The organism is Moraxella equi, from assembly GCF_002027555.1.
Taxonomy (GTDB): Bacteria; Pseudomonadota; Gammaproteobacteria; order Pseudomonadales; family Moraxellaceae; genus Moraxella; species Moraxella equi.
Genome location: NZ_MXAP01000021.1, coordinates 1 through 21,023, shown reverse-complemented (window position 1 = coordinate 21,023; position 21,023 = coordinate 1). Strand labels below are relative to the sequence as shown.

Annotated in this window: 23 protein-coding genes; 5 read left to right on the top strand and 18 right to left on the bottom strand. The window is 44.3% G+C overall.

Features of this window, described 5'->3' with window-relative positions; all coding sequences use genetic code 11:
• Positions 1-17 precede the first annotated feature (17 nt).
• Genes B5J93_RS02255 through nth form a run of 3 tightly spaced genes read right to left on the bottom strand, consistent with a single transcriptional unit; the run spans position 18 to position 1,972 of the window.
• Complete coding sequence (locus B5J93_RS02255; RefSeq protein WP_079324239.1) at positions 18-749, bottom strand: Frag1/DRAM/Sfk1 family protein; 732 nt, start codon at positions 747-749, stop codon at positions 18-20.
• 39 nt (positions 750-788) lie between these two features.
• Positions 789-1,343 carry a hypothetical protein gene (locus B5J93_RS02250; protein ID WP_079324238.1) on the bottom strand — a complete coding sequence of 185 codons (555 nt, stop codon included), beginning with the start codon at positions 1,341-1,343 and terminating at the stop codon, positions 789-791.
• Positions 1,325-1,972: an endonuclease III gene (gene nth, locus B5J93_RS02245; RefSeq protein WP_079324250.1), complete on the bottom strand. Its 648-nt coding sequence runs from the start codon at positions 1,970-1,972 to the stop codon at positions 1,325-1,327. Before nth ends, B5J93_RS02250 begins: the two co-directional genes overlap by 19 nt.
• Before the next feature lie 166 nt (positions 1,973-2,138).
• Here nth and B5J93_RS02240 point away from each other — a divergent pair, with 166 nt between their 5' ends.
• A complete protein-coding gene (locus B5J93_RS02240; RefSeq protein WP_079324237.1) occupies positions 2,139-2,732 on the top strand; it encodes a 4'-phosphopantetheinyl transferase family protein in 594 nt (197 codons plus the stop codon).
• 201 nt (positions 2,733-2,933) lie between these two features.
• Here B5J93_RS02240 and B5J93_RS02235 read toward each other — a convergent pair whose 3' ends face one another.
• Entirely contained in the window at positions 2,934-3,431 is a 498-nt protein-coding gene (locus tag B5J93_RS02235; protein WP_079324236.1) for a transposase, read from the bottom strand.
• A 97-nt stretch (positions 3,432-3,528) separates the two neighbouring features.
• The gene (locus tag B5J93_RS02230; protein ID WP_079324235.1) at positions 3,529-5,907 is read right to left on the bottom strand and encodes a Lon protease family protein; all 2,379 of its coding nucleotides are present in this window, start codon (positions 5,905-5,907) and stop codon (positions 3,529-3,531) included.
• Between the two features lie 88 nt (positions 5,908-5,995).
• Between B5J93_RS02230 and rsmG the strand changes: the two genes are divergently transcribed.
• Both rsmG and B5J93_RS02220 read left to right on the top strand, forming a co-directional pair.
• Complete coding sequence (rsmG, locus tag B5J93_RS02225) at positions 5,996-6,652, top strand: 16S rRNA (guanine(527)-N(7))-methyltransferase RsmG (protein ID WP_079324234.1); 657 nt, start codon at positions 5,996-5,998, stop codon at positions 6,650-6,652.
• 68 nt (positions 6,653-6,720) lie between these two features.
• Positions 6,721-7,473 carry a ParA family protein gene (locus tag B5J93_RS02220; protein ID WP_079324233.1) on the top strand — a complete coding sequence of 251 codons (753 nt, stop codon included), beginning with the start codon at positions 6,721-6,723 and terminating at the stop codon, positions 7,471-7,473.
• Here the strand turns inward: B5J93_RS02220 and B5J93_RS02215 are convergent, their stop codons facing one another.
• The 11 genes from B5J93_RS02215 to B5J93_RS02175 all read right to left on the bottom strand — a co-directional run bounded on the left by B5J93_RS02215 (position 7,474) and on the right by B5J93_RS02175 (position 15,860).
• On the bottom strand, positions 7,474-7,935 hold the full coding sequence (locus B5J93_RS02215) for a threonine/serine exporter family protein (protein WP_079324232.1): 462 nt from the start codon (positions 7,933-7,935) through the stop codon (positions 7,474-7,476).
• A complete protein-coding gene (locus tag B5J93_RS02210) occupies positions 7,935-8,759 on the bottom strand; it encodes a threonine/serine exporter family protein (RefSeq protein WP_079324231.1) in 825 nt (274 codons plus the stop codon). The genes B5J93_RS02215 and B5J93_RS02210 overlap by 1 nt, the downstream gene beginning before the upstream one ends.
• A 133-nt stretch (positions 8,760-8,892) precedes the next feature.
• A complete protein-coding gene (locus B5J93_RS02205) occupies positions 8,893-9,825 on the bottom strand; it encodes an electron transfer flavoprotein subunit alpha/FixB family protein (RefSeq protein WP_079324230.1) in 933 nt (310 codons plus the stop codon).
• 140 nt (positions 9,826-9,965) lie between these two features.
• Positions 9,966-10,715: an electron transfer flavoprotein subunit beta/FixA family protein gene (locus B5J93_RS02200; RefSeq protein WP_079324229.1), complete on the bottom strand. Its 750-nt coding sequence runs from the start codon at positions 10,713-10,715 to the stop codon at positions 9,966-9,968.
• A 306-nt stretch (positions 10,716-11,021) separates the two neighbouring features.
• The gene (locus B5J93_RS02195; RefSeq protein ID WP_062498109.1) at positions 11,022-11,234 is read right to left on the bottom strand and encodes a cold-shock protein; all 213 of its coding nucleotides are present in this window, start codon (positions 11,232-11,234) and stop codon (positions 11,022-11,024) included.
• Between the two features lie 291 nt (positions 11,235-11,525).
• On the bottom strand, positions 11,526-12,053 hold the full coding sequence (locus tag B5J93_RS02190; protein ID WP_079324228.1) for a hypothetical protein: 528 nt from the start codon (positions 12,051-12,053) through the stop codon (positions 11,526-11,528).
• 24 nt (positions 12,054-12,077) lie between these two features.
• Positions 12,078-13,100 carry a ketol-acid reductoisomerase gene (gene ilvC, locus B5J93_RS02185; RefSeq protein ID WP_079324227.1) on the bottom strand — a complete coding sequence of 341 codons (1,023 nt, stop codon included), beginning with the start codon at positions 13,098-13,100 and terminating at the stop codon, positions 12,078-12,080.
• Between the two features lie 71 nt (positions 13,101-13,171).
• A complete protein-coding gene (locus B5J93_RS13265) occupies positions 13,172-13,324 on the bottom strand; it encodes a type II toxin-antitoxin system VapC family toxin (protein WP_143823474.1) in 153 nt (50 codons plus the stop codon).
• Between the two features lie 142 nt (positions 13,325-13,466).
• On the bottom strand, positions 13,467-13,622 hold the full coding sequence (locus tag B5J93_RS13425; RefSeq protein WP_158080664.1) for a hypothetical protein: 156 nt from the start codon (positions 13,620-13,622) through the stop codon (positions 13,467-13,469).
• A gap of 7 nt (positions 13,623-13,629) precedes the next feature.
• Positions 13,630-14,142, bottom strand: coding sequence for an acetolactate synthase small subunit (gene ilvN / locus B5J93_RS02180; protein ID WP_079324226.1), 513 nt, complete (start codon positions 14,140-14,142; stop codon positions 13,630-13,632).
• Positions 14,142-15,860, bottom strand: a complete 1,719-nt coding sequence (locus B5J93_RS02175; RefSeq protein WP_228144839.1) for an acetolactate synthase 3 large subunit — start codon at positions 15,858-15,860, stop codon at positions 14,142-14,144. Before B5J93_RS02175 ends, ilvN begins: the two co-directional genes overlap by 1 nt.
• Before the next feature lie 581 nt (positions 15,861-16,441).
• On the opposite strand from B5J93_RS02175, the gene B5J93_RS02170 reads away from it, so the two are divergent.
• The gene (locus B5J93_RS02170; protein ID WP_079324224.1) at positions 16,442-16,906 is read left to right on the top strand and encodes a hypothetical protein; all 465 of its coding nucleotides are present in this window, start codon (positions 16,442-16,444) and stop codon (positions 16,904-16,906) included.
• A 63-nt stretch (positions 16,907-16,969) separates the two neighbouring features.
• On the opposite strand, the gene rpoN is transcribed toward B5J93_RS02170, so the two are convergent.
• The gene (gene rpoN / locus B5J93_RS02165) at positions 16,970-18,571 is read right to left on the bottom strand and encodes an RNA polymerase factor sigma-54 (RefSeq protein ID WP_079324223.1); all 1,602 of its coding nucleotides are present in this window, start codon (positions 18,569-18,571) and stop codon (positions 16,970-16,972) included.
• 308 nt (positions 18,572-18,879) lie between these two features.
• Between rpoN and B5J93_RS02160 the strand changes: the two genes are divergently transcribed.
• Positions 18,880-19,746, top strand: coding sequence for a nitrilase-related carbon-nitrogen hydrolase (locus tag B5J93_RS02160; protein WP_079324222.1), 867 nt, complete (start codon positions 18,880-18,882; stop codon positions 19,744-19,746).
• Here B5J93_RS02160 and B5J93_RS02155 read toward each other — a convergent pair whose 3' ends face one another.
• Positions 19,747-20,769, bottom strand: coding sequence for a tyrosine recombinase XerC (locus B5J93_RS02155; RefSeq protein ID WP_115236932.1), 1,023 nt, complete (start codon positions 20,767-20,769; stop codon positions 19,747-19,749).
• Positions 20,770-21,023: the final 254 nt, after the last annotated feature.

Sequence of the window (21,023 nt, the reverse complement as noted above, 5' to 3'; positions counted from 1 at the left end):
GCTTTTTATTTCTTATGCTATTCTGATTTTTGGGTGAGCTTCACTCTTGTGTCCGCCCACGCTTGCTCCATTTTTTGTTTATATGCTTGCCAATCATCATCGCTTTGGTTGGGCTGTTTGTGGCTATCAGGGTTTTGTTGGGACGTTTCTTGTGGCATTAATTCTTGCGATGTTAATTCTTGGGGTATTAATGGTACATTGTCCGATATGTCATTTTGATGGTTATTGTCGCTCATTTTATCATTATTACTGTTATCATTACCGCTCTTATCATCATGATTGACTGGCTTACTATTAATTAACTTTTCGTTTTTATCAGTATGATTGATTTGCTTGTCGTTAATTAATTTTTCGTCTTTATTAGCATGATGGTTTTGGCTTTCATCAATATCATGCATGGATGCCGTGATTTTATCATTGACAGTCGTTTTTGTTATTATTTGCTCTGATGGTTTGCTTTTTGCGACCGCTACCGAACGCTGTCCATGTTGATAAAACAGCCTTGCCCCCAAACACATCCATAAAACAGCCCCAATCACAAACATGATGAAATCGGCATTTTGCACCCCGTCTTTGGTTGTTACTATGATAACAAGCCACACCAAATCCAACAAAGCCATAATCATAATGATGGATAAGACATTGATACGGCTAAGCTGTTTTTTGGGCAATAAAAATATCGGACTGACCAGCCAATAAACCGCCAGTAAGGGAAAAATAAAATTAACACTTAACCATAATCCAAACATATTTTACCTGCATGATAGATTTAAAAAGACAGTATTAAATTAGATTTTAAACCGACTTTCAATCCTTGATGAATTGCGATAAGGTTGCAAAAATATCATCGGCTCTTTTGATTGATTTTCAACAAAACTAATGGTTAGGGTGTCTTCCATGTCTAAGGCTTTGCTAAAAATTTCACATTGATTGTTTGGGTGATATTGAAAGGCTTCAACATCACTTAATATAAATTTTTGGTTGTTTTTAACGTGTTCTTTTAATTGACTTATGGTGCGGTTTAGTCTTCTTGTGCCGCTATTTAATGTAAATAAATTTTCAAAGAATAATCCTAGCTTGTCGTCCCACTCCCATTCTTTATATTCTATTTTTAAAGTTACCTGCTCACAGCTTTCTAGGGGGTAGGGGAAATTTTTGGTGTTATCATTTTCTAGCATTTTAAAATAAATGATATGCTCTTTTTTAGAGACAGTATGAATGTCATTGATTTGAATAGGAAAGAATGTACCGCCTGCAAAACATACTGATGAAAATAGGCATATTGCCAATATTCCCAATACACTAACAGTCTTTTTAAAAATCGTTACGCCAAATCCGCCCATTTGTTCTTATCCTTAAACATACATTCATCAAACACCACGCACGAGCCACATTTTGGCGAGCGAGCCATGCAAGTATAACGCCCATGCAAAATCAGATAATGATGAGCGTCCACAAGATACTTGGCAGGAATACGTGTCATAAGAGCCTTCTCTACCGCCAGCACCGTTTTGCCTGTGGCAAGCCCCGTGCGATTGCCCACCCGAAAAATGTGCGTATCTACCGCCATGACAGGCTCGCCAAAGGCGGTGTTTAGCACGACATTGGCGGTCTTTCGTCCCACGCCCGCCAACGCTTCTAGCTCATCTCGGGTGCGTGGCACTTGTCCGCCGTGCTTGTCTAGCAGGTCTTGGCAGGTCTTGATGACGTTGGTCGCCTTGGAGTTGTACAGCCCGATTGAGTTGATATAACTCTTTAAGCCATCCAGTCCCAAATCCAAAATCGCCTGCGGGGTGTTCGCCACAGGAAATAGGCGAGCGGTGGCGATGTTCACGCTTTTGTCGGTGGCTTGGGCGGAGAGCATGACAGCGATGAGTAGCTCAAAATCAGACGAGTAGTTGAGCTCAGTTACAGGCTCTTTGATATGCTCGGACAGCTTGGCAAAAAACCGTTCACGTTTGTCGGCATTCATCGGGCGAGATGCTGGCGTGTCGGCAGTTTTGGCGGTGGTGAGTTTCGTTTTTGTGGTTTTGGCGGTCATGGCAAGGGGCTAGACAAAATCAGAATTGATGATTATTATACCACAACTGCACCGCTCGTTATTTTAAAAATCTCAATATCATTTTTATATCTTGCTTATGATTTATTTATACCATACGCCATTATCAAATATCATATCAAATGATTTAACACCGCTTGATAAAAAACAAATCATCGCCAATCATCGCCATGTTCATTTAACGCACTTTTGCCAAAACAATCATTTACCCATACCCACTTATGATAAATATGATAATGGCAAACCCTTTATAAAAAATATCTCCAATCTGCATTTTAATCAATCGCATTGCCAAACTGATTATGCCTTAATATATAGTTTAATCATTCAAAATATTGGTGTGGATATTGAAAATGCCAATCGCCAGTTAAATAAAAATGCCCTTGCCAAACGTTATTTTCATGATGATGAATATCACGCTTGGCAACAAAGTCAAGATGATAAACTGTGGTTTAAACTTTGGACAATCAAAGAGGCGGTATTAAAAGCACATGGCTTGGGTATTCGTCTGCCATTACATGAATTAAAGGCGGTATTTATGACAGATGACAGCGGATATGTATGTCATGATAAGATTGGGAAATTTTATTTTAAAAATATCTGGGTGGACGAATGCGTGGTAACGGTGGCATATCCGTTTGATTTTGGGGTAGTGGGTATTGTTGGGGTGTAGGTTTTGGGGTTTTTTGGTTTTTAAATGGGGTATGTTGTAGGGATATACTATGCATATCTAATTTTAAAAGTTACTATAAATTTCTGATTGTGGACGTAGGGGCGTGCTGAGCACGCCCGATGATATAAAATGCACCAAAGGGCGTGCTCAGCACGCCCCTACAAAGCCTGCAGTAAATATTAAAAACACAAATCTATTTCTTTAAATCTCATAAAACCTATCCTGTTCCCACAATGCAGGATTATTGCTGATATATTCTGAAATCATTTGATAAGATTGCTCATTTCTAATAATATGCTCATAATAATTTTTCTGCCAAACCGAATGATTAAATATATGCTTTAATTGACTGCTCACGCTTGATTTGTAGCCACGAACAATAGAACCTATGGTATTGGATTGACTGATAAATTTATCTTGATGAATGTTTGGTAATTGCTCTTTTATTTCTATAATGGCGTGCATATGATTTGGCATGATGATAAAATTATGCAATTGAATATTTTGTCTTTTATTTTGATTATCTAGCCAAGTATCATGAGCAATTTTCCCACAATCATTTAATATCATTTGATTGTCTATGATATGACCAAATAAATTCAATCGGTTAATACAACAAATGGTAATAAAATAATAACCATGATTGGTATAATCATAATGTTGTAGGCGAATGGTTTGCCTGTTTTGGGAATGTGTCATTTTATTGAAAGCATTGGATTGTGGTTATTATCGGGCGTGCTCAGCACGCCCCTACGGTATGGGTTTTGGCACACGCCTTTAATCATATGCCAGTTTTTCATTTCTCTTTTTCATCATCTTCCCATTGTATAAGCCGTCTTACGATTTTGTCAAATAACGTATCTTTTTTATAATCGCCTTTTTTATTCTTATCATGAATCGGGATATCGGTCAAAATAAACAACGCTTCATAAATGCTACTCACCGCATAAATATGAAACTCGCCACGCTCTACCGCCCCCACGATGTTGTCAGGGAGCATGAGCTGTCCGATGTTGGTTTTTGGGATAATCACGCCTTGCTCGCCGTTAAGCCCACGCTCAAAGCAAGCGTCAAAAAAGCCGATGATTTTTTCGTTCACACCGCCAATCGCCTGAGCGTCCCCAAGCTGATTCATGGAGCCTGTGATTGCAAGTGATTGATTTATCGGCACATTTGCAAGGGCGGACAGTAGCACGGCACATTCGGCAAGGGTGGCACTGTCGCCGTCAATGTGGGCGTAACTTTGCTCAAAGGCAAGACTTGCTGAGAAATTAAGCTCGGCAAATTGGCTAAATAATGAGCGTAAAAAGCTCGTCATGATAAGCATTCCCTTGGCGTGCAAACTTCCGCCAAGCTCCACGTCTCGCTCTATGTCTAGGATTTCGCCTGTGCCAAATTTTGGGGCGATGAGTGCGGTAAGCCGAGCAGGTAAGCCAAACTCGCTGTCGGCATAGGCAATCACGGTCAAGGCGTTGATTTGTCCGACCACTTTTCCTGTGGTATTGATAAGCTGTTGTCCGTTTTGAATCTCTTGCCAATATAATTCTTTTAAATAGCCTTTTCGCTCTTTGATGTCATCTAAGGCATTTTGGACGTGGGTTTTATTAACGGTTTTGGCAATATTTTTATCATTGTTTTTATTATCAATATCATAAGAATGATTTAAATAAAACTGCCTTGCCGATTCTACCACAAGTTGTAATAATCTGTCGCTGTGCAAATCCAATTTGTCTTTATCATCAGCATAGACGGACAATTCGTCCAATATCGCCCCAAAGGCAGTATTATCAAATGTGGGTAATGCTTGTTTTTTTATCATGTCGGCGATTTTACCAATGATAAATAATTCGCTGTCGTGATTGCGTGGTAAGGTGTCATTAAAATCGGCTCGGATTTTAAATAGGTTATTAAATTCAGGTTCAAATTCTAATAATTCATAATATAAATCAGGCTCGCCCAATAATATCACTTTTACCGATAATGGCGTGCTGTCAGGCGATAAAGATACCGAGCCTGTTAAGGTTAGCATTTGTTCTAGGCTAGATATGCTCAGTGATTTTGATTGTAAGGCTCGCTTTAATCCTTGCCACGCATAGGGGTGCTCTAATAGCGATGACGCTTCTAATAATAAATATCCGCCATTGGCTTTGTGCAATGCCCCTGCCCGTATCATGCTGGCATCTGTCAAAATCGTGCCAAGCTGAGTGATGTATTCAATATGCCCCAACAGATTGGGGTGGGTTGGCATGTCTTCAAAGACAATGGGCGAACCGCTATTTGGCGTATGACTGACCGCCACATTGACATAATAGCGATTGGGGATATTTGCCGTTTTTACCATAAAGTCTTCATCATGCTCTACGATAAATAGGATATTTTCTATGATGTCTTTTTGATAGTCGGTTAAATATTGGCTGATTTTTTTATCATGTTTATTATCATATTTTTTTAAAATTGGATTAAATAATGGCGTGATAATTTTGATTAACAAAGTTTCGTGAAGTTCATCTATTTTTTGATTGACTTCATCATCTAGATTATCCAATTCTATATTTATTTTGGTGAGTTTTTTTTGTAATTTATCAAGGGCGGTATTGTTAATGGGTTTTTTATCATCAATGGGGGTAAATACCGCTTTTTGGTCAGCAGAATGTAATAAGGTCAAATTATGACTTTTGGCGGTGGCGTTGATTTCATCAAGCAAATTTCTTTCTTGTTTTTGGGCGGATTGCTTAATGGTGGTAATGCTGTTTTGGTAGCTGATGCTATTAAATTTGGCGATGATTTTTTTATAAAGTTCATGCCAAAGTTTGTGCATATCTTTGGCAAAAATCACCCCTTGACCACTTGGCAATGTCAGTGCAATGGGGTGGCGGGGTGCATCAAAATTATGCACATAGACCAAGTCGGGTGGGGTCGGCTCGTGTTTGGCACGCTCGGCAAGCAGACGTGTGATGAGTGTGCGTTTGCCAAGCCCGTTTTCGCCCACAGCAAAGACGTGGTAGCCATTTGCCTTGATGTCAAGGGCGGTCTGTATGGCATTGACGGCTCGGCGTTGCCCAAAGTCGTGCGGGGCGGGGCTTGCGTGCGCGCTGTCGGGCGGTAGAGCGTGGGTGTCGGTGTAGCGTTTTAGGGCGGTGTGGGGCAGGCGGTAGGGGGTGAATTGGTCGGTCATTGTTGTTATTAAAATATGAAAAAGGGATATTTTAACAGATTAAAACGTGATAAAATAGGGGATTTGAAATTAACTTGACTTTACAACAATGACTTATCATAAAATATCCGCCCATGCCGACGAATTTGCTCGTGAATTAGAGTGTGTTTCTGATAAGCTAAATTTAACATTTAGTGAAGTACAAATAAAGCAACTGCTCGGCTATTTGGATAATCTTTTGCTTTGGACAAAGGCGTATAATTTGACCGCCATTACCGCCCCAAAAGAGGCGTTTATTAAGCATATTTTGGACTGTTTGGCGATTGTGGCGGATTTGCCGTTTGCCGATAAATCAGGCATGAGCGTGCTTGACATTGGCACAGGGGCAGGCTTGCCGTCTGTGATTATTGCCATTATGAAACCTGATTGGCACGTTACCGCCCTAGACAGCAATGGCAAAAAGGTGCGATTTATCCGTCAAATGGTGGGCGAATTGGGGCTTACCAACGTCAATCCTGTAGCAAGTCGCATTGAGGACTTTGATGGGGCGTTTGATGTCATCACGTCTCGGGCGTTTGCCAGCCTTGATGATTTTGTCAATCTTGCCAAGTCCTATTTAAAGGCGGATGGTGTGCTATATGCCATGAAAGGCAAAGCCCCGACAAGCGATGATGTGGCAAATTTGACAGATTGGCAAATTGACATTAAGCCCATTTTTGTACCACAAATGAGCGATGAGCGGTGTGTGGTGTATTTAAAGCGTTAAAGTTATTTTAAAATTAAAATGTATGGGTAATTTACCCTAATTTAACAAATTGATGGTAAAGGTATTTTATGGAAATTATCGCAATCGCCAACCAAAAAGGCGGTGTCGCCAAAACCACAACGGCGGTTAATCTGGCAAGTGCGTTGGCACTTATCGGCAAAAAGCGTGTGCTACTCATTGACCTTGACGCACAAGGCAATGCCACAACCAGTCTGGGGCTTGACAAAAATGAACTCAATTATACGGTGGCGGACGTGTTGCTTGACGATGTGCCACTGGTCAAAACCATTGTGGCAAGTCAGCACCTTGACGTAGTGGGGGCAAACCGTGATTTGGCAGGGATTGACGTGTCGCTTGCAGACGTGGCGGATGCACCGCTTTTATTAAAAAATGCCCTAAAAAACACCAAGCTAGACTATGACTATGTCATCATGGACTGTGCTCCAAGCCTTAGTATGCTGACCGTGAACGCCCTTGTCGCCACAGACGGCGTGATTATCCCCATGCAGTGCGAGTATTTTGCCCTAGAAGGCATTGCTGATTTGATAGATACGATTGAAAAGCTGACCCAAATCAACCCCAAACTGCACATTCGTGGCGTGGTGCGGACGATGTATGACGGGCGAAGTACGCTTGCCCAAGACGTGTCGGCAGAGCTTGAAAATTATTTTGGCGAAAAATTGTACAAAACGGTCATTCCAAGAAGTATCCGATTGGCAGAAGCCCCAAGTTTTGGCAAATCTATTTTTGAGTACGAAAAATCGTCCAAGGGGGCTATTGCTTATCATCAGCTCATGAATGAAGTGTTGGGACAGCCTTAACTACACAATCGGCTTTCTACGATAAAACAAAATCCCTGGAATCGACAGTCCCAACACCAATGCCGAGATGACAAAAATCGCTTCAAAAAAGTACGTCATCATCAGCACAAACAGCTCCATACTAAACCCAAAATACCCTATCTGCACCATACTCACCATTGCCTTATACGCCACAATGCCTGGCATGAGAAAAATCACGCTCGGCACGATGAGTGCCTTTGGCGGTAGTCCATGTCGCTGAGCAAAATACACCCCCAAAAAGCTCGGCAACATCGCCCCAAAAAATGTCGCCACCGCCAGATGACTCCCCACCGCCAACAGCCCTGTTTTGGTGATATAGCCCAATGCCGTCATGATAAGACACAGCCCGACATAACGTCTCGGTAGCGTAAACATCAAGCACCACCCCAGCGTAATCACGCAAGACAGCCCCACATTCGTCAGTAGTGTTAGCACAGTCATCACAGCCCCCAATGCGGTATGCGTAACAAAATTAAGGCGATGACAATCCCGACGCACGCCGACAACGTCAGCATGGTCGCAAACATCCACCGCCCTACCCCCATGTTGATATACCCCTTTAAAATGTCCGATAAGGCGTTAATGATAGGAAAGCTTGGCACCAGTAACAGCACACTAGACGCCACCGCCACATCGGCATTGACCCCAAGCTCCAAAAAGTACGCCACCGCCCCAAGTAAAGTCGCCACAAAAGCAGTGATGATGACCACCACAAAAGGGTTAAAATGATGAGCGGACAGATACATGCGAGTGCGTATGGCACAAAACCCTGCCACGAGCGTTATCAGCGAGATAGCCAAACCACCGCCGTTAAGATAAGCAAAACAGGCACAGGACGTACCCACAAAAAACGCCATGAGCGTGTTGGGATATGTGGTGCGGTCAATGTTATCCAATCGCTTTTCGGTGTGGGTAACGGCGTATTCGTCTCGTCCGCCTGCTTGTCTTTGGCGTTCGACATCTAGGACGATTTGCTGAATCTGCACCAAGATACTCACGTTAATCCCTTGATGAACGGTGTTGCGTACAGTTGTGATACAATGACCGTTATACAACGTGGTGAGCGTAATGGCATTAAAAGACAGTCCGCATTCCACGCCCCCAACCCCCAACGCCACGCCCAAGCGTTTGGTCAAATCCACCACAACCACTGACTCCGCCCCATACTGCATGAGTAGCAACGCACAGCGAACACACAGGCGAGTGATTCGCTGTTGCTCTTCGTGCGACAGATAGGGAAGTTTTTTGGGTATCACATCAGACATGGCAGGGATAACGGCAAATGGCTAAGAATAAGGCGATTATTGTAATCTAAAATGGGCGAAAAATATAGTATGGACTTGCCTAATAAAAAACGCACTTGATGTCATCAAATGCGTTTTTGGCAAATCTTATTAATTATAACTTAGAAGTCAGCTCAGGCACTGCCACTTGATAATCCGCTTCTAAGAAATAATCCGCCACGCTCGCAATCGGAGCTTCTGGGTCGGTGTTAATCGCCACAATGGTCTTAGAGTCCTTCATACCTGCTAGGTGCTGAATCGCTCCTGAGATACCCACAGCGATATACAAGTTTGGAGCCACGATTTTGCCCGTTTGACCCACTTGCAAATCATTGGGTACAAAGCCTGCATCCACCGCCGCACGGCTAGCACCCATGGCAGCACCAAGCTTGTCCGCCAATGGCTCAATGTATTTGGTAAAGTTCTCACCACTTGCCAACGCACGTCCGCCTGATACCACGATATTGGCAGATGTCAGCTCTGGACGATCAGATTTAGCAAGCTCTTCACCAACAAAGCTTGATTTGCCACTATCACCGCCCACACTCACGCTCTCAACAGACGCGCTGCCGCCTGTGGCAGGTGCTGAGTCAAACGCTGTACCACGCACACTTAGCACGATTTTATCTTCTGCTGATTGTACGGTTGCTGTGGCGTTACCTGCATAGATAGGACGCTCAAAAGTCTTGGCATCAATCACTGCCGTGATGTCTGATACCATGCTCACATCAAGCAGAGCTGCCACACGGGGCAAAAAGTTCTTGCCTGTCGTGGTCGCAGGGGCGATGATGTGGCTATATGCACCAGCCAGCTCCACCACCAGTGGAGCGACATTTTCGGCAAGCTGATTGGCAAAAGCAGGATTATCAGCAAGTAGCACTTTATTCACGCCTGCCACTTGGGCGACACTGTCAGCAACGGCTTGGGCGTTTGAACCTGCCACTAATACGTGAATATCGCTGTCGATTTGACTGGCGGCGGTGATTGTGGCAAGGGTCGCCGATTTTAATTCTTGGTTGTCGTGTTCAGCATAAACTAATACGGTCATGGTTGTATCCTTAAATAATTTTGTGTAACTTTTATAAAGGTAATGCCAAAGCCATAAGTTCTAGTACGAGAAAAACGAGCGAAGTTCTACAAATAGTACACGGCGAGTTTGACGAAGTAATAGGACTTATGGGGAAGGCATTAAATTACTTTTGCTTCGTTTTTAAGCTTATCAATCAACTCATCAACGCTCGCCACTTTCACGCCTGCACTACGCTCGGCAGGGGCTTTGACTTTTAATGTGGTTAGCTTTGATGTCATGTCCACACCAAAATCGGCAGGAGTCTTAGTATCTAGCGGCTTTTTCTTGGCTGCCATGATGTTAGGCAGTTTTGGAAAGCGTGGTTCGTTAAGACGTAAATCTGTGGTAACGACCGCAGGCAGTGGCAAATTCACGGTTTGCAAACCACCGTCAATCTCACGAGTTACTTTGACCGCACCACCTTCTACCACCACTTCGGACGCAAAGGTACCTTGACCGACATTCATGAGCGCCGCTAGCATTTGCCCTGTTTGGTTGTTGTCGTCATCAATGGCTTGCTTGCCGAGTAGGACAAGCTCCGCCCCTTCGGCTTCTGCCACGCCTTTTAGGATTTTGGCGACTTGTAGCGGATATGGTTTGGCGTCCGTCTCAACCAATACTCCACGGTCAGCACCTAATGCCAATGCCGAACGCAACTGCTCTTGCGATTGGCTGGTGCCAATAGATACGGCGATAATCTCGCTTGCCACGCTCGCCTCCTTTAAGCGAACCGCTTCTTCAATAGCGATTTCACAAAATGGGTTTACGCTCATCTTGGCGTTGGTCAAGTCCACGCCAGACTCATCTGCTTTAACACGCACTTTGACGTTGTGGTCAACAACACGCTTGACAGCAACTAATACTTTCATGGTTACTCCGTTTTTTGGGTTTTAAAAATTTAATAAAAATATATCACATTTATCAGCTTTATGCCACGCTAGATTGTCTAAAATTTATAAATTTTGGTCAAATACTTAACGTGAATGAGCAGTCATTTTTATTTTTTGGCGGTTTGGATAAACAGGAAATGGCATTCTTTTAAAATCATGTACCACAAGGGTAGTACAAGGGCAAATTGCAATTTTCCCTTACATGCTTTTCCAAAATACATTGCCAAATAACAAAAACAAAAAGCACCCAAATTACTTTGAGTGCTTAGCCAATGATATTGGCAATTAGATTTTTTCAATCTCTTCGGCTTGTGGGCCTTTTTTGCCTTCGCCTAGAATGAACGCCACTTTTTGACCTTCAGCTAGGGTTTTAAAACCAGAACCAGTAATGGCACTGTAATGGGCGAATACGTCTTGACCGCCTGCATCTTGGGCGATAAAACCAAAACCTTTGGCTTCATTGAACCATTTAACGGTACCAGTAACTTTGTTTGACATGAGAGTTTTCCTTGAAAATGGGGAAATAATGGCAAAATGCCGTGAAAATATTTATGTTGCCAAAACCGCAAAATAAGTTAAAGATACGACGCTTAAACTCTATATCAAACCGATAAGTTGCCTTAATGGTTCAGTAATAAATCTAACATACGCCCTGATACCAGCACTCGTCCGCAAGTTATCAAAGTCGTTTTTTCGCACAAGGCGAGCAAAACACAATCTATGGTACATAAATACCGTACAGCTAGTATAACAAAGTTTTTATCAAAAAGGGGATTTATTTTTGTAATTTTACAAAAAAGGCAAATCGGTGTAGGGCAAGGCAAGCATACTCACGCAAAGCACAGCAAAGACAAGGGCAAACGACTGCGAATAGGTGAGATATTTGCTAGGCAGGACGATATCCTTTGGGTCATCAGGTAGGTCATCTCCGATGAGTTTCGCCCCTTTTATCCAGCTTAGCAGTGAATACACGCCATACACCACAGGCACGCTCATCAGCACCCCGTCAAATTCCAAAAAGTACAACGCAAGCCCCGACACGATGAGCCATGATGACGTTAAAATGCTGATGACGACAAAGGGGGTATTTTGGGGCAATTTGCCACCGTTACGGGCAACCCATGCCGACTCAATCCAAATCAAAATGGCAATGACAAGACTTGCCAAAATATACAAAATGGCAAAATCGGACAAACTGTTTAAAAAATGGTGAATATTATAAGCTATCATCAAAAAATAAATCTGCACAAATGTGCTATTATACGCTGATTGGGGCGTACTGACAAGGCAAAAAACAACCGCCCAAAGGACGGTCATTTTTATTTAAAAAGAAAATCTAAATCAGTTTTTCTCTTTATCAATGATTTTGTTACCGCCAATCCAAGGCATCATCGCACGCAGTTTAGCCCCTGTTTTTTCAATTTCATGCTCGGCAGTGTTACGGCGACGGGCAGTCATAGATGGATAGTTTAGCTGACCCTCGCTGATAAACATCTTAGCGTATTCGCCTGATTGAATGCGTTTTAGGGCGTTACGCATGGCCGCGCGGGATTGGTCATTGATGACTTCTACACCTGTAACGTATTCGCCATATTCAGCATTGTTAGAAATTGAGTAGTTCATGTCGGCAATACCGCCTTCGTACATCAAATCTACAATCAATTTCAATTCGTGCAAGCACTCAAAATACGCCATTTCAGGGGCGTAGCCTGCTTCTACTAGGGTCTCAAAGCCCATTTTGATAAGCTCAACCGCACCACCGCAAAGAACCGCTTGCTCACCAAATAGGTCGGTTTCGGTTTCGTCTTTGAAAGTGGTCTCGATGATGCCAGAGCGACCACCGCCCACGCCTGACGCATAAGACAAAGCCACTTGCTTGGCGTTGCCTGACACATCACGCCAGATGGCGATAAGGTCAGGGATACCACCGCCTTTGACAAATTCAGAACGCACGGTATGACCAGGGGCTTTTGGGGCAACCATAATCACATCAAGGTCGGCACGGGGCTCAACTTGGTTGTAATGAATGGCAAAACCGTGAGCAAAGGCAAGGGTTGCACCTTGTTTGATATTTGGCTCAATGGTCTCTTTATAAAGCTGACGCTGAAATTCATCAGGGGTCAAAATCATGACAACGTCCGCACCAGCGACCGCATCGGCAGTTTCGGCAACTTTTAGACCAGCGTTCTCGGCTTTTTTCCAAGAAGCAGAGCCAGCACGAAGGCCCACAGTCACATCAACGCCTGAGTCTTTTAGGTTTAGGGCGTGGGCATGACCTTGTGAACCATAGCCGATAATGGCAACTTTTTTGCCTTGAATGATAGACAAATCACAATCTTTGTCATAATAGATATTTAAGCTCATACGAGTTTCCTTAAAAATTGCCATAAATGGCGTTGGGTTGGATTAAATAAATTTAACTATTTTTAATTTGCTTAACCTTTTGTCGGACAGCGATTGGCATAAAACATAATGACAAAATCAACATCATGGTAAAAATCACAATATTCAAACCATTGGCGAATAATATCCGCCTGAACTTTATCTTTTTGGGCTTTTTGCAAAATGCCACGCTCTATCTCAAACATGGTAATGCTAGAAAGCTAACACAATTTTAAATCGGTATTATCAAATCATGTTTTAAATAAAGGCGGGCATTCTGCCAAAATCCATGTCGCCTGATTTTTCCAAATCCGCCAAGCTCATGCCCAATCGTTCAGAATTGCTTTTTTAGGTATGGTTGTATTGGTTCAACAGTTCTTGATAAAACTCGTATGAAATCAGCACTCGTTTATCATCTTGACTGCCAATCAATACAGGCTCTTTTTGGCTGTATTGCCATGCTTGATTTGGACTTTGCTCAAAAAATCGTTGTGTAATCTGCATAACACCCCTACACCGCAAGCGTCCGCTCGCCCCTTGCAATACCAATCACGCCAGAGCGTACCACTTCTAGGATTTTATCTCGTCCGATAACTTCAATAAAGCCATCTAACTTGCCTGCGTCCCCTGTGATAAGAATGGTGTAAAGGTTTGCCGATACGTCCACGATTTGGGCTCGGAATATGTCTGCCGTGCGGTACACTTCTTCACGGTATGCCCCTGTCGCTCGCACTTTGATGAGCATAAGCTCACGCTCAATCTGACTACCGCCAGAGACTTCGGACAGATTTTGGACTTTGACCACTTCAATGAGTTTATGAAGTTGTTTGGTAATCTGCTCAATCTTATCGGCGGTCGTAATCGTGGTCAGGGTAAGCCGTGATAATGTCGGGTCTTCGGTAGCGGCAACGTTTAGCGTATCAATGTTGTAGCCACGCTGACTAAACAGCCCCACCACACGGGACAGCGAGCCTGCTTCGTTTTCCATAAGTACCGAAATCAAGTGTTTTTGTAACTGTGCCATTAGGTACGCTCCCCTTTTGATAACCACATATCACGCATGGACTGCCCTGCCACTTGCATGGGATAGACGTGCTCACTTCTGTCCACATACACATCAATGAACACCAAACCGTCCATTTCTAGGGCTTCTTTTAGCTCCTCCTCCATAGTAGCAGGACTCGTAATTTTTACGCCTTTATGCCCATAGCTTTCGGCAAGTTTGACAAAATCAGGCAGCGATTTCATATAACTTTGGGCATGACGACCTTCGTACAGCATATCTTGCCACTGTTTTACCATACCAAGTTGGGCGTTGTTTAAGTTTAAAATCTTAACAGGCAAATTATACTGCAAGCACGTTGATAGCTCTTGGATATTCATCTGAATGGAGCCTTCGCCTGTGATACAGACGACCGTTTTTTCGGGGCAGGCAAGTTTTGCTGCCATGGCATAAGGCAAGCCCACACCCATAGTACCAAGTCCGCCAGAGTTTAGCCATTGGCGTGGCTCGTCATATTTATAATAAAGGGCTGCGAACATTTGGTGCTGACCGACATCGGAGGTGATAATTGCTTTACCGTCCGTGAGTTTGCACAGCGTTTCAACAACACGTTGGGGCATAATCGCATGAACATCGGCGTCCGTGTCATCGCCATAACGCAGACCATGACGTTTACGCCATTCGCCTATTTGCGTCCACCAGTCGGCAAGGACGTGCTCGTCTAGGCGTTTGTCGCTAGATTTGACAATGCTTACCATTTCGGTCAAGACAGGCTTGACATCGCCCACAATAGGGATATGAGCGTTAATGGTTTTTGAGATTGACGTTGGGTCAATGTCAATGTGGATAATGGTGGCGTTTGGGCAGAATTTTTTGACGTTGTTGGTAACACGGTCATCAAACCTTGCTCCCACCGCCAAAATAACGTCCGCATGGTGCATGGTCATGTTAGCTTCATAAGTGCCGTGCATGCCAAGCATACCGACAAATTGCTCGCTCGTGGCAGGATATGCCCCTAGCCCCATGAGCGTGTTGGTAACGGGCAGATTTAACAAATTGGCAAGTTCACGAAGCTCATCGCTGGCATTACCTTGCACCACGCCACCGCCGGAGTAGACTACAGGGCGTTTGGCAGACAGTAGCACGTCTAGGGCTTTTTTGATTTGACCGCTATGTCCTTTTGATGTTGGCTGATAAGAGCGAATATGAATCTCGCTTGGCATAAAATAGTCAAATTTATCGGCAGGGTTCGTCATGTCCTTTGGAATGTCCACCACCACAGGGCCGGGTCTGCCTGAGCTTGCGATAAAAAAGGCTTTTTTGATAATCGTGGGAATCTCGGCAGGGTTACGCACGACAAAGCTGTGCTTGACCACAGGGCGAGACACGCCAATCATGTCGCATTCTTGAAAGGCATCATCGCCAATCAAAGTACTTGGCACTTGCCCTGCCAATACCACCATAGGAATGGAGTCCATGAACGCTGTGGCAATGGCGGTTACGGTGTTGGTAACGCCCGGCCCTGACGTGGCTAGCACCACACCTGTACGTCCTGTAACACGGCTATAAGCGTCCGCCATGTGTCCTGCCGCCTGCTCGTGGCGAACTAGGATATGCTCAATCTTGTCTTGCTTAAATAGGGCATCATAGATATGTAGCACCGCCCCACCAGGGTAGCCAAAGATATGGGTTACGCCTTCATCAACTAAGGCTTGCACAAGTAGCTCCGCCCCACTCATGGCAACGGTTTCGCCACGGGCAAGTTTGGCTTGATTTTCATGGAAATGTTTGGCAGCGTCTGCCGTCTGAGTATGCCCCGTCATGTTGGGGGCTTGGGTGGTTTGCTCTGTCATATCAATCCTTTTCCCAAATGGGGTGAAACAAAACAACTTGCCAAAGACGTGGTACAAGGACTGACAAAAAGATGAAAATGTCGTCTTGCAGACCGGTAAGTCTTGGGCAATGTTAAGTCGGTATGAATAAACGGTAATCTATTCGCTTGGGCTTAACAAACGTCTTTTTTGATATAAAAAACGCTGACTTATATAACTAATTTTTATAAGTTAAAAAACTTTTAATAAATTTAGTTATTAAAACTAAGATTTTGCTATCTTACCCCAAAACATCTTTTTTGCCAATAGTTTTTTAAAGATTATTGTTAATTTTTTAAAACAACACTAAAATTTACTCAAAAAACGACAAATACCGCATTTATTTGCCTAATCGGTCTTGATTTTATCGTGGTTTTGTTGCAATATTAGCATTATTTTTTGCCGACTGTGGAGATGTGTTTGACATCATCCAACATTAAGGACTTTTCATGAAAATTCATACTTTAACCGCCCTACTTTTTAGTACTGCTGTCTTTGGCATGACCGCCCATGCCGCCTCCACCACGGTTTACAAAAGCGTGGGCAAGCATGGTGAAGTGCGTTATAGCCAGATGCAACCCAAAGACACTCAAAATTTTCAAATATTAGAGATGCGCAGCGATGGACGCACCGCTGATGCAGGGCAACTGGCTCAGCAGGCTGAATCCACACCCAACCTAACTCCTGAAGCTCAGCGTATCGCCGACTTAGAACAGCAAAACAAAGCCCTACAAAACCAAGAGCTTGCCAATCGCTGTCAGTCATTGCGTGCCAACTTCGCCAACCTAACCATTGGTGGTCGTATCTTTGAAACCAATGCCCAAGGTGAAAAAGTCTATCTCAACGACCAAGAGGTTAGTTCAAAACGCCAACAACATCAACAGATGATTGACCAATATTGCAAAGGCATTTAAGCATCCTTACATCAATATTACAAACCCCCTACCACCATCAAGTCATAGGGGGTTTGTTTTAGGTTAAATTTTCTGTTTGCGCAATGTTGATGACAAAATTCCCATCGCTTCACGGTACTTGGTCACGGTTCGCCGTGAGATACTCACACCCTGCTCTTCTAGGATGCTGGTAATGTGGGCATCAGACAGGGGTTTTTTGGGGTCTTCGTTTTGAATCATGCTTTGGATTTGGGCGGAGATGGCGGTTGATGACACCTCGCCATCATCACTACCCACACTCGATGAGAAAAAGTATTTTAAGGGGTATAAACCCTGTGGGGTGAGCATGGTCTTATTGGTGGTCAGCCGTGATACGGTGGACTCATGCAGTCCAATCTCATCAGCGACATTTTTTAAGGTCAAAGGAATCATCGCTTCCACACCCCGCTCCAAAAATCCCTGCTGACGGCGAACGATACAACTTGCCACTTTAAGTAAGTTTTGGTTACGTTCATCGATACTGCGAATGAACAGACGAGCATCATTTAGTTTATCTTTAAGATAAACATTATCATCGCCATCATCGCCTTTTTTGATGAGACTGGCGTATTCTTGGTTAATTTGTAAATTAGGAATGATGTCTTGGTTTAGCATCACTCGCCATGCGTCGGTATCGGCGACATTAACCAAAGATTTTTTGGTATATCTGCCTTTGGTCTCTTCTAAGGCGATGACTAAAATATCAGGAATATCAATACTTTGGTCAATACTACCTTCATTTTTATAAAACTCAGAAGCAGGCTCGGGATTAAGACTGCGGATAATCGCCATCGCCCCTTTTATCTCGGCAGAACTTAGGTCGGTATCCTGCATGAGTGCCTTGATGTTGTTCGCCTCCAAATGATTGGTTGCCCCAAGCACCATATAAGCTTCATCGGCAAAAGGCAAATCAGGGTCATCTTTGGTCAGCTCGTCAAGTTGCAATCTTAGGCACTCAGGCAAGTTTCTCGCTCCCACGCCCGTTGGCGAACACGCCTGAATGCGTTGTAATACCGAAACAATCTCAGGCGGGCTAACCACCTCTTCCCACTGATAAAAGCTGGCAAGGGTCGCCAAATTCTGATACAGCTCATCCACGCCCAAACGGATATAACCCATCTCATCCATGGCATCCAGCAAATAATCCAAAATCAGCGACTCTTTGGCGTTCATGGGACTAAAATTCATCTGAAAACGTACGTGTTCTTGAATGCCAGTATGAGTCGCCCCCAAAAACTCATGCTCATCATCATGCCTGCCCGATGCACCAAAGTCGCCATCATACTCAAAATCAGGGGTATAGACATTATCCCAGTCGCTGTCCATCGCCCCGTCATCCAGCCCCGATTCAGTCAGTTTGTCATAACTGTCACCCTCAAAGGGCTCATCAAAACCATCTGAGTCTTGACTGTCATTTTTTTGCCAATTATTATCCGTCCAGTCATCCAAACTTAGCTCATCACGGTCAAACTCTACCTCAAAACTCTCATCAACCCGTTCAAGCAAAGGGTTGCTGTCCAGCTTCATCTGCACTTCTTGCTCTAATTCAAGGTGCGACAAAGCCAGCAGACGAATCGCCTGTTGCATTTGTGGGGTGAGTTTTTGGGATTGGTTTAAGCCAACGCCCAAGCCAAATGAGAGACCCATGGGTGTACTACTGTCCTACTTATTAACATCTACCAATTTAAAATATCTACCAACTTTTAAATTTTACAACATTTTGGCATAATTTTTGCATAGATTTTGCCAAAAGGCGCAAATTTTACGACATAACACCCCAATAACGCCCATTATTGTTATTTTATAACTCATTTTCCTGCCTAAAATCCCATCACAACCCCATCCATCATAAAGATTACACCAACCATCAAGTTACCCCAAATTTGTCCAAAAGTTGCCTAGCTTGATAAATGGCTTTATAATAAATCCAAAGTTATTTGCCAGTAAGGACAACCATGTCAAAGATTGCCAACATTCAGCTAAACTCCCAAGATAACACTGATAACAACCTAGCCATTATCAAACAGGCGGTCTCTGTCGCCAAAGACAACGGGGCGGATTTGGCAGTTTTGCCTGAAAATGCCTGTGTCATGGGGTCGCAAAAAGAGCTTGCCAGTCGTTTTGATGAAATGGTGGATTTTTATACACGCCTTGCCCGTGATACCGACATTCATATCTTGGCAGGAACCCTCCCTTGCCCCGCTCGCCCTGATGGCACGCCCATAGACGGCAAATTATACGGTAAATTTCGCCAATCTAGCTTATTGTTTGACAATACAGGCACGCTCATCGCCCGCTATGACAAAATCCACTTGTTTCGGGCGTCGGTGGCGGACGGCGTGGGCAGTTATGATGAAGGTCGCACCTTTGAGGCTGGCGATACACCTGTGGTGGCTCACTGCATACTAGGCGGTGTGGCGGTGGGCATAGGGCTAACGGTGTGTTTTGACGTGCGTTTTCCCACGCTTTATCAAAAGCTAAGAGATATGGGGGCGGACATCATCACCGTACCGTCCGCCTTTACCCACACCACAGGCAAAGCCCATTGGCAATCCTTACTGACCGCTCGTGCCTTGGACAGTCAATGTCTCATCATCGGCTCAGCACAAGGTGGCACGCACCATTTTACTCACAAGGACAAACCCCTAACCCGCCAGACGTGGGGGCATGGCATGATAGTCAATGCCAATGGGAAAATCGTGAGTGGTACAGACACGACAGACGGTAGGGAATTTATAATCATTTATGCTGATTTTGATAAAGATGAGCAAGATGATATTCGTAAAAATATGCCGATATTTGAATGTCGGGTGGAATTATAATTAAGGCTTTTTGGCGGTCGCCCTAGGGTGCGTTTTGTCATAAACCTTGGTCAGTGACCCAAAGTCCACATGGGTATAAATCTGCGTGGTGCTAAGGTTGCTATGCCCCAACAGCTCCTGCACCGCACGCAAATCACCACTAGATGACAACAGGTGCGACGCAAAACTGTGGCGAAGCAAATGTGGGTGCAAACTCTGGGCGATACCTGCCCGAGTGGCGCACAGCGACAGACGAAGCTGTATCGCACGCTCGCTTAGTCTTTTGCCATGTCGCTCACTAATGAACAACGCCTTGACGGTACTGGCAGGCGTGATGTCATCAGGCTTGGCAGTTTTGGCGACTTTTTTGGCTTGCCATGATGTGCGATAAGGCAGGTAGGCATTGATGGCTTGTATCGCCTTGGTACCAACAGGGACGACACGCATTTTTTTGCCTTTGCCCAGCACCCTAACCGATTTGGCGGTCAAATCCACATCCGCCACATCAAGCGATGCCAGCTCCGCCAAACGCAGTCCGCTACTGTACATCAGCTCAAACATCGCCTTATCTCGCACCCACAAATCCGCCTGCTCGGGGTCATCGGGTGGGGCTTGCTCCAAAAGCTGTGTCATCAAATCCACATCTAACACCACAGGCAAGGGCTTGGGGGCGGATTTTAGGCGATAACCGATGGTCGGGTTACAGATAGTCACTTTGCCGTCTGTCATCCACTCCTGCTCCTTGATGGCAAACTGATAAAACCGCTTGATGGCAGAAATGTCCCGTTTGACACTCACCCTCTGCACCCTATCCTGCTCCAACCGTGTCACGACATACCACTCCAAATCCTTGGGGCGACAGTCCTGCCAGTCCACGCCATAACGCCCCAAAAACTCGCCAAAGCGGTGCATGCTCGCCCGATACGCCGACAGCGTGTGGGGCGAATACTTCTGCCCTGTCAGCGACGACAGCCAACGCTCTATCGCTGATAGCAGAGTCTGAGTCATGGCTTGCTTTGGGTCTGTATCATGGCTAATGGTCATGTCATGAGCCTGCTCTGCTTGCCTAGCTAGGCTTGGTGGATGAGCGTCACTGGATGATTGGGCGGAGTGGGTTTGGTTTAAAATGGCGGACAGTCTCATGGCTATTATTGGATAAATGCTAGATAAGTATTGGATAAATATCGGGCAAATTATTTGGTGGATTTGGTAAATTGGTAAAATCAGACTAGGAAATTTAAGAACAACTATCTTATCACGATTTGTCATGACAACCAAATAATTAGCGTTATGTTAGC

Excerpts from the sequence above, each read along its gene's own strand:
- B5J93_RS02255 (WP_079324239.1), bottom strand. The coding sequence starts at position 749 with ATGTTTGGATTATGGTTAAGTGTTAATTTTATTTTTCCCTTACTGGCG.
- B5J93_RS02250 (WP_079324238.1), bottom strand. The coding sequence starts at position 1,343 with ATGGGCGGATTTGGCGTAACGATTTTTAAAAAGACTGTTAGTGTATTG.
- nth (WP_079324250.1), bottom strand. The coding sequence starts at position 1,972 with ATGAATGCCGACAAACGTGAACGGTTTTTTGCCAAGCTGTCCGAGCAT.
- B5J93_RS02240 (WP_079324237.1), top strand. The coding sequence starts at position 2,139 with ATGATTTATTTATACCATACGCCATTATCAAATATCATATCAAATGAT.
- B5J93_RS02235 (WP_079324236.1), bottom strand. The coding sequence starts at position 3,431 with ATGACACATTCCCAAAACAGGCAAACCATTCGCCTACAACATTATGAT.
- B5J93_RS02230 (WP_079324235.1), bottom strand. The coding sequence starts at position 5,907 with ATGACCGACCAATTCACCCCCTACCGCCTGCCCCACACCGCCCTAAAA.
- rsmG (WP_079324234.1), top strand. The coding sequence starts at position 5,996 with ATGACTTATCATAAAATATCCGCCCATGCCGACGAATTTGCTCGTGAA.
- B5J93_RS02220 (WP_079324233.1), top strand. The coding sequence starts at position 6,721 with ATGGAAATTATCGCAATCGCCAACCAAAAAGGCGGTGTCGCCAAAACC.
- B5J93_RS02215 (WP_079324232.1), bottom strand. The coding sequence starts at position 7,935 with ATGACTGTGCTAACACTACTGACGAATGTGGGGCTGTCTTGCGTGATT.
- B5J93_RS02210 (WP_079324231.1), bottom strand. The coding sequence starts at position 8,759 with ATGTCTGATGTGATACCCAAAAAACTTCCCTATCTGTCGCACGAAGAG.
- B5J93_RS02205 (WP_079324230.1), bottom strand. The coding sequence starts at position 9,825 with ATGACCGTATTAGTTTATGCTGAACACGACAACCAAGAATTAAAATCG.
- B5J93_RS02200 (WP_079324229.1), bottom strand. The coding sequence starts at position 10,715 with ATGAAAGTATTAGTTGCTGTCAAGCGTGTTGTTGACCACAACGTCAAA.
- B5J93_RS02195 (WP_062498109.1), bottom strand. The coding sequence starts at position 11,234 with ATGTCAAACAAAGTTACTGGTACCGTTAAATGGTTCAATGAAGCCAAA.
- B5J93_RS02190 (WP_079324228.1), bottom strand. The coding sequence starts at position 12,053 with ATGACCGTCCTTTGGGCGGTTGTTTTTTGCCTTGTCAGTACGCCCCAA.
- ilvC (WP_079324227.1), bottom strand. The coding sequence starts at position 13,100 with ATGAGCTTAAATATCTATTATGACAAAGATTGTGATTTGTCTATCATT.
- B5J93_RS13265 (WP_143823474.1), bottom strand. The coding sequence starts at position 13,324 with ATGTTTGAGATAGAGCGTGGCATTTTGCAAAAAGCCCAAAAAGATAAA.
- B5J93_RS13425 (WP_158080664.1), bottom strand. The coding sequence starts at position 13,622 with ATGCAGATTACACAACGATTTTTTGAGCAAAGTCCAAATCAAGCATGG.
- ilvN (WP_079324226.1), bottom strand. The coding sequence starts at position 14,142 with ATGGCACAGTTACAAAAACACTTGATTTCGGTACTTATGGAAAACGAA.
- B5J93_RS02175 (WP_228144839.1), bottom strand. The coding sequence starts at position 15,860 with ATGAGTGGGGCGGAGCTACTTGTGCAAGCCTTAGTTGATGAAGGCGTA.
- B5J93_RS02170 (WP_079324224.1), top strand. The coding sequence starts at position 16,442 with ATGAAAATTCATACTTTAACCGCCCTACTTTTTAGTACTGCTGTCTTT.
- rpoN (WP_079324223.1), bottom strand. The coding sequence starts at position 18,571 with ATGGGTCTCTCATTTGGCTTGGGCGTTGGCTTAAACCAATCCCAAAAA.
- B5J93_RS02160 (WP_079324222.1), top strand. The coding sequence starts at position 18,880 with ATGTCAAAGATTGCCAACATTCAGCTAAACTCCCAAGATAACACTGAT.
- B5J93_RS02155 (WP_115236932.1), bottom strand. The coding sequence starts at position 20,769 with ATGACCATTAGCCATGATACAGACCCAAAGCAAGCCATGACTCAGACT.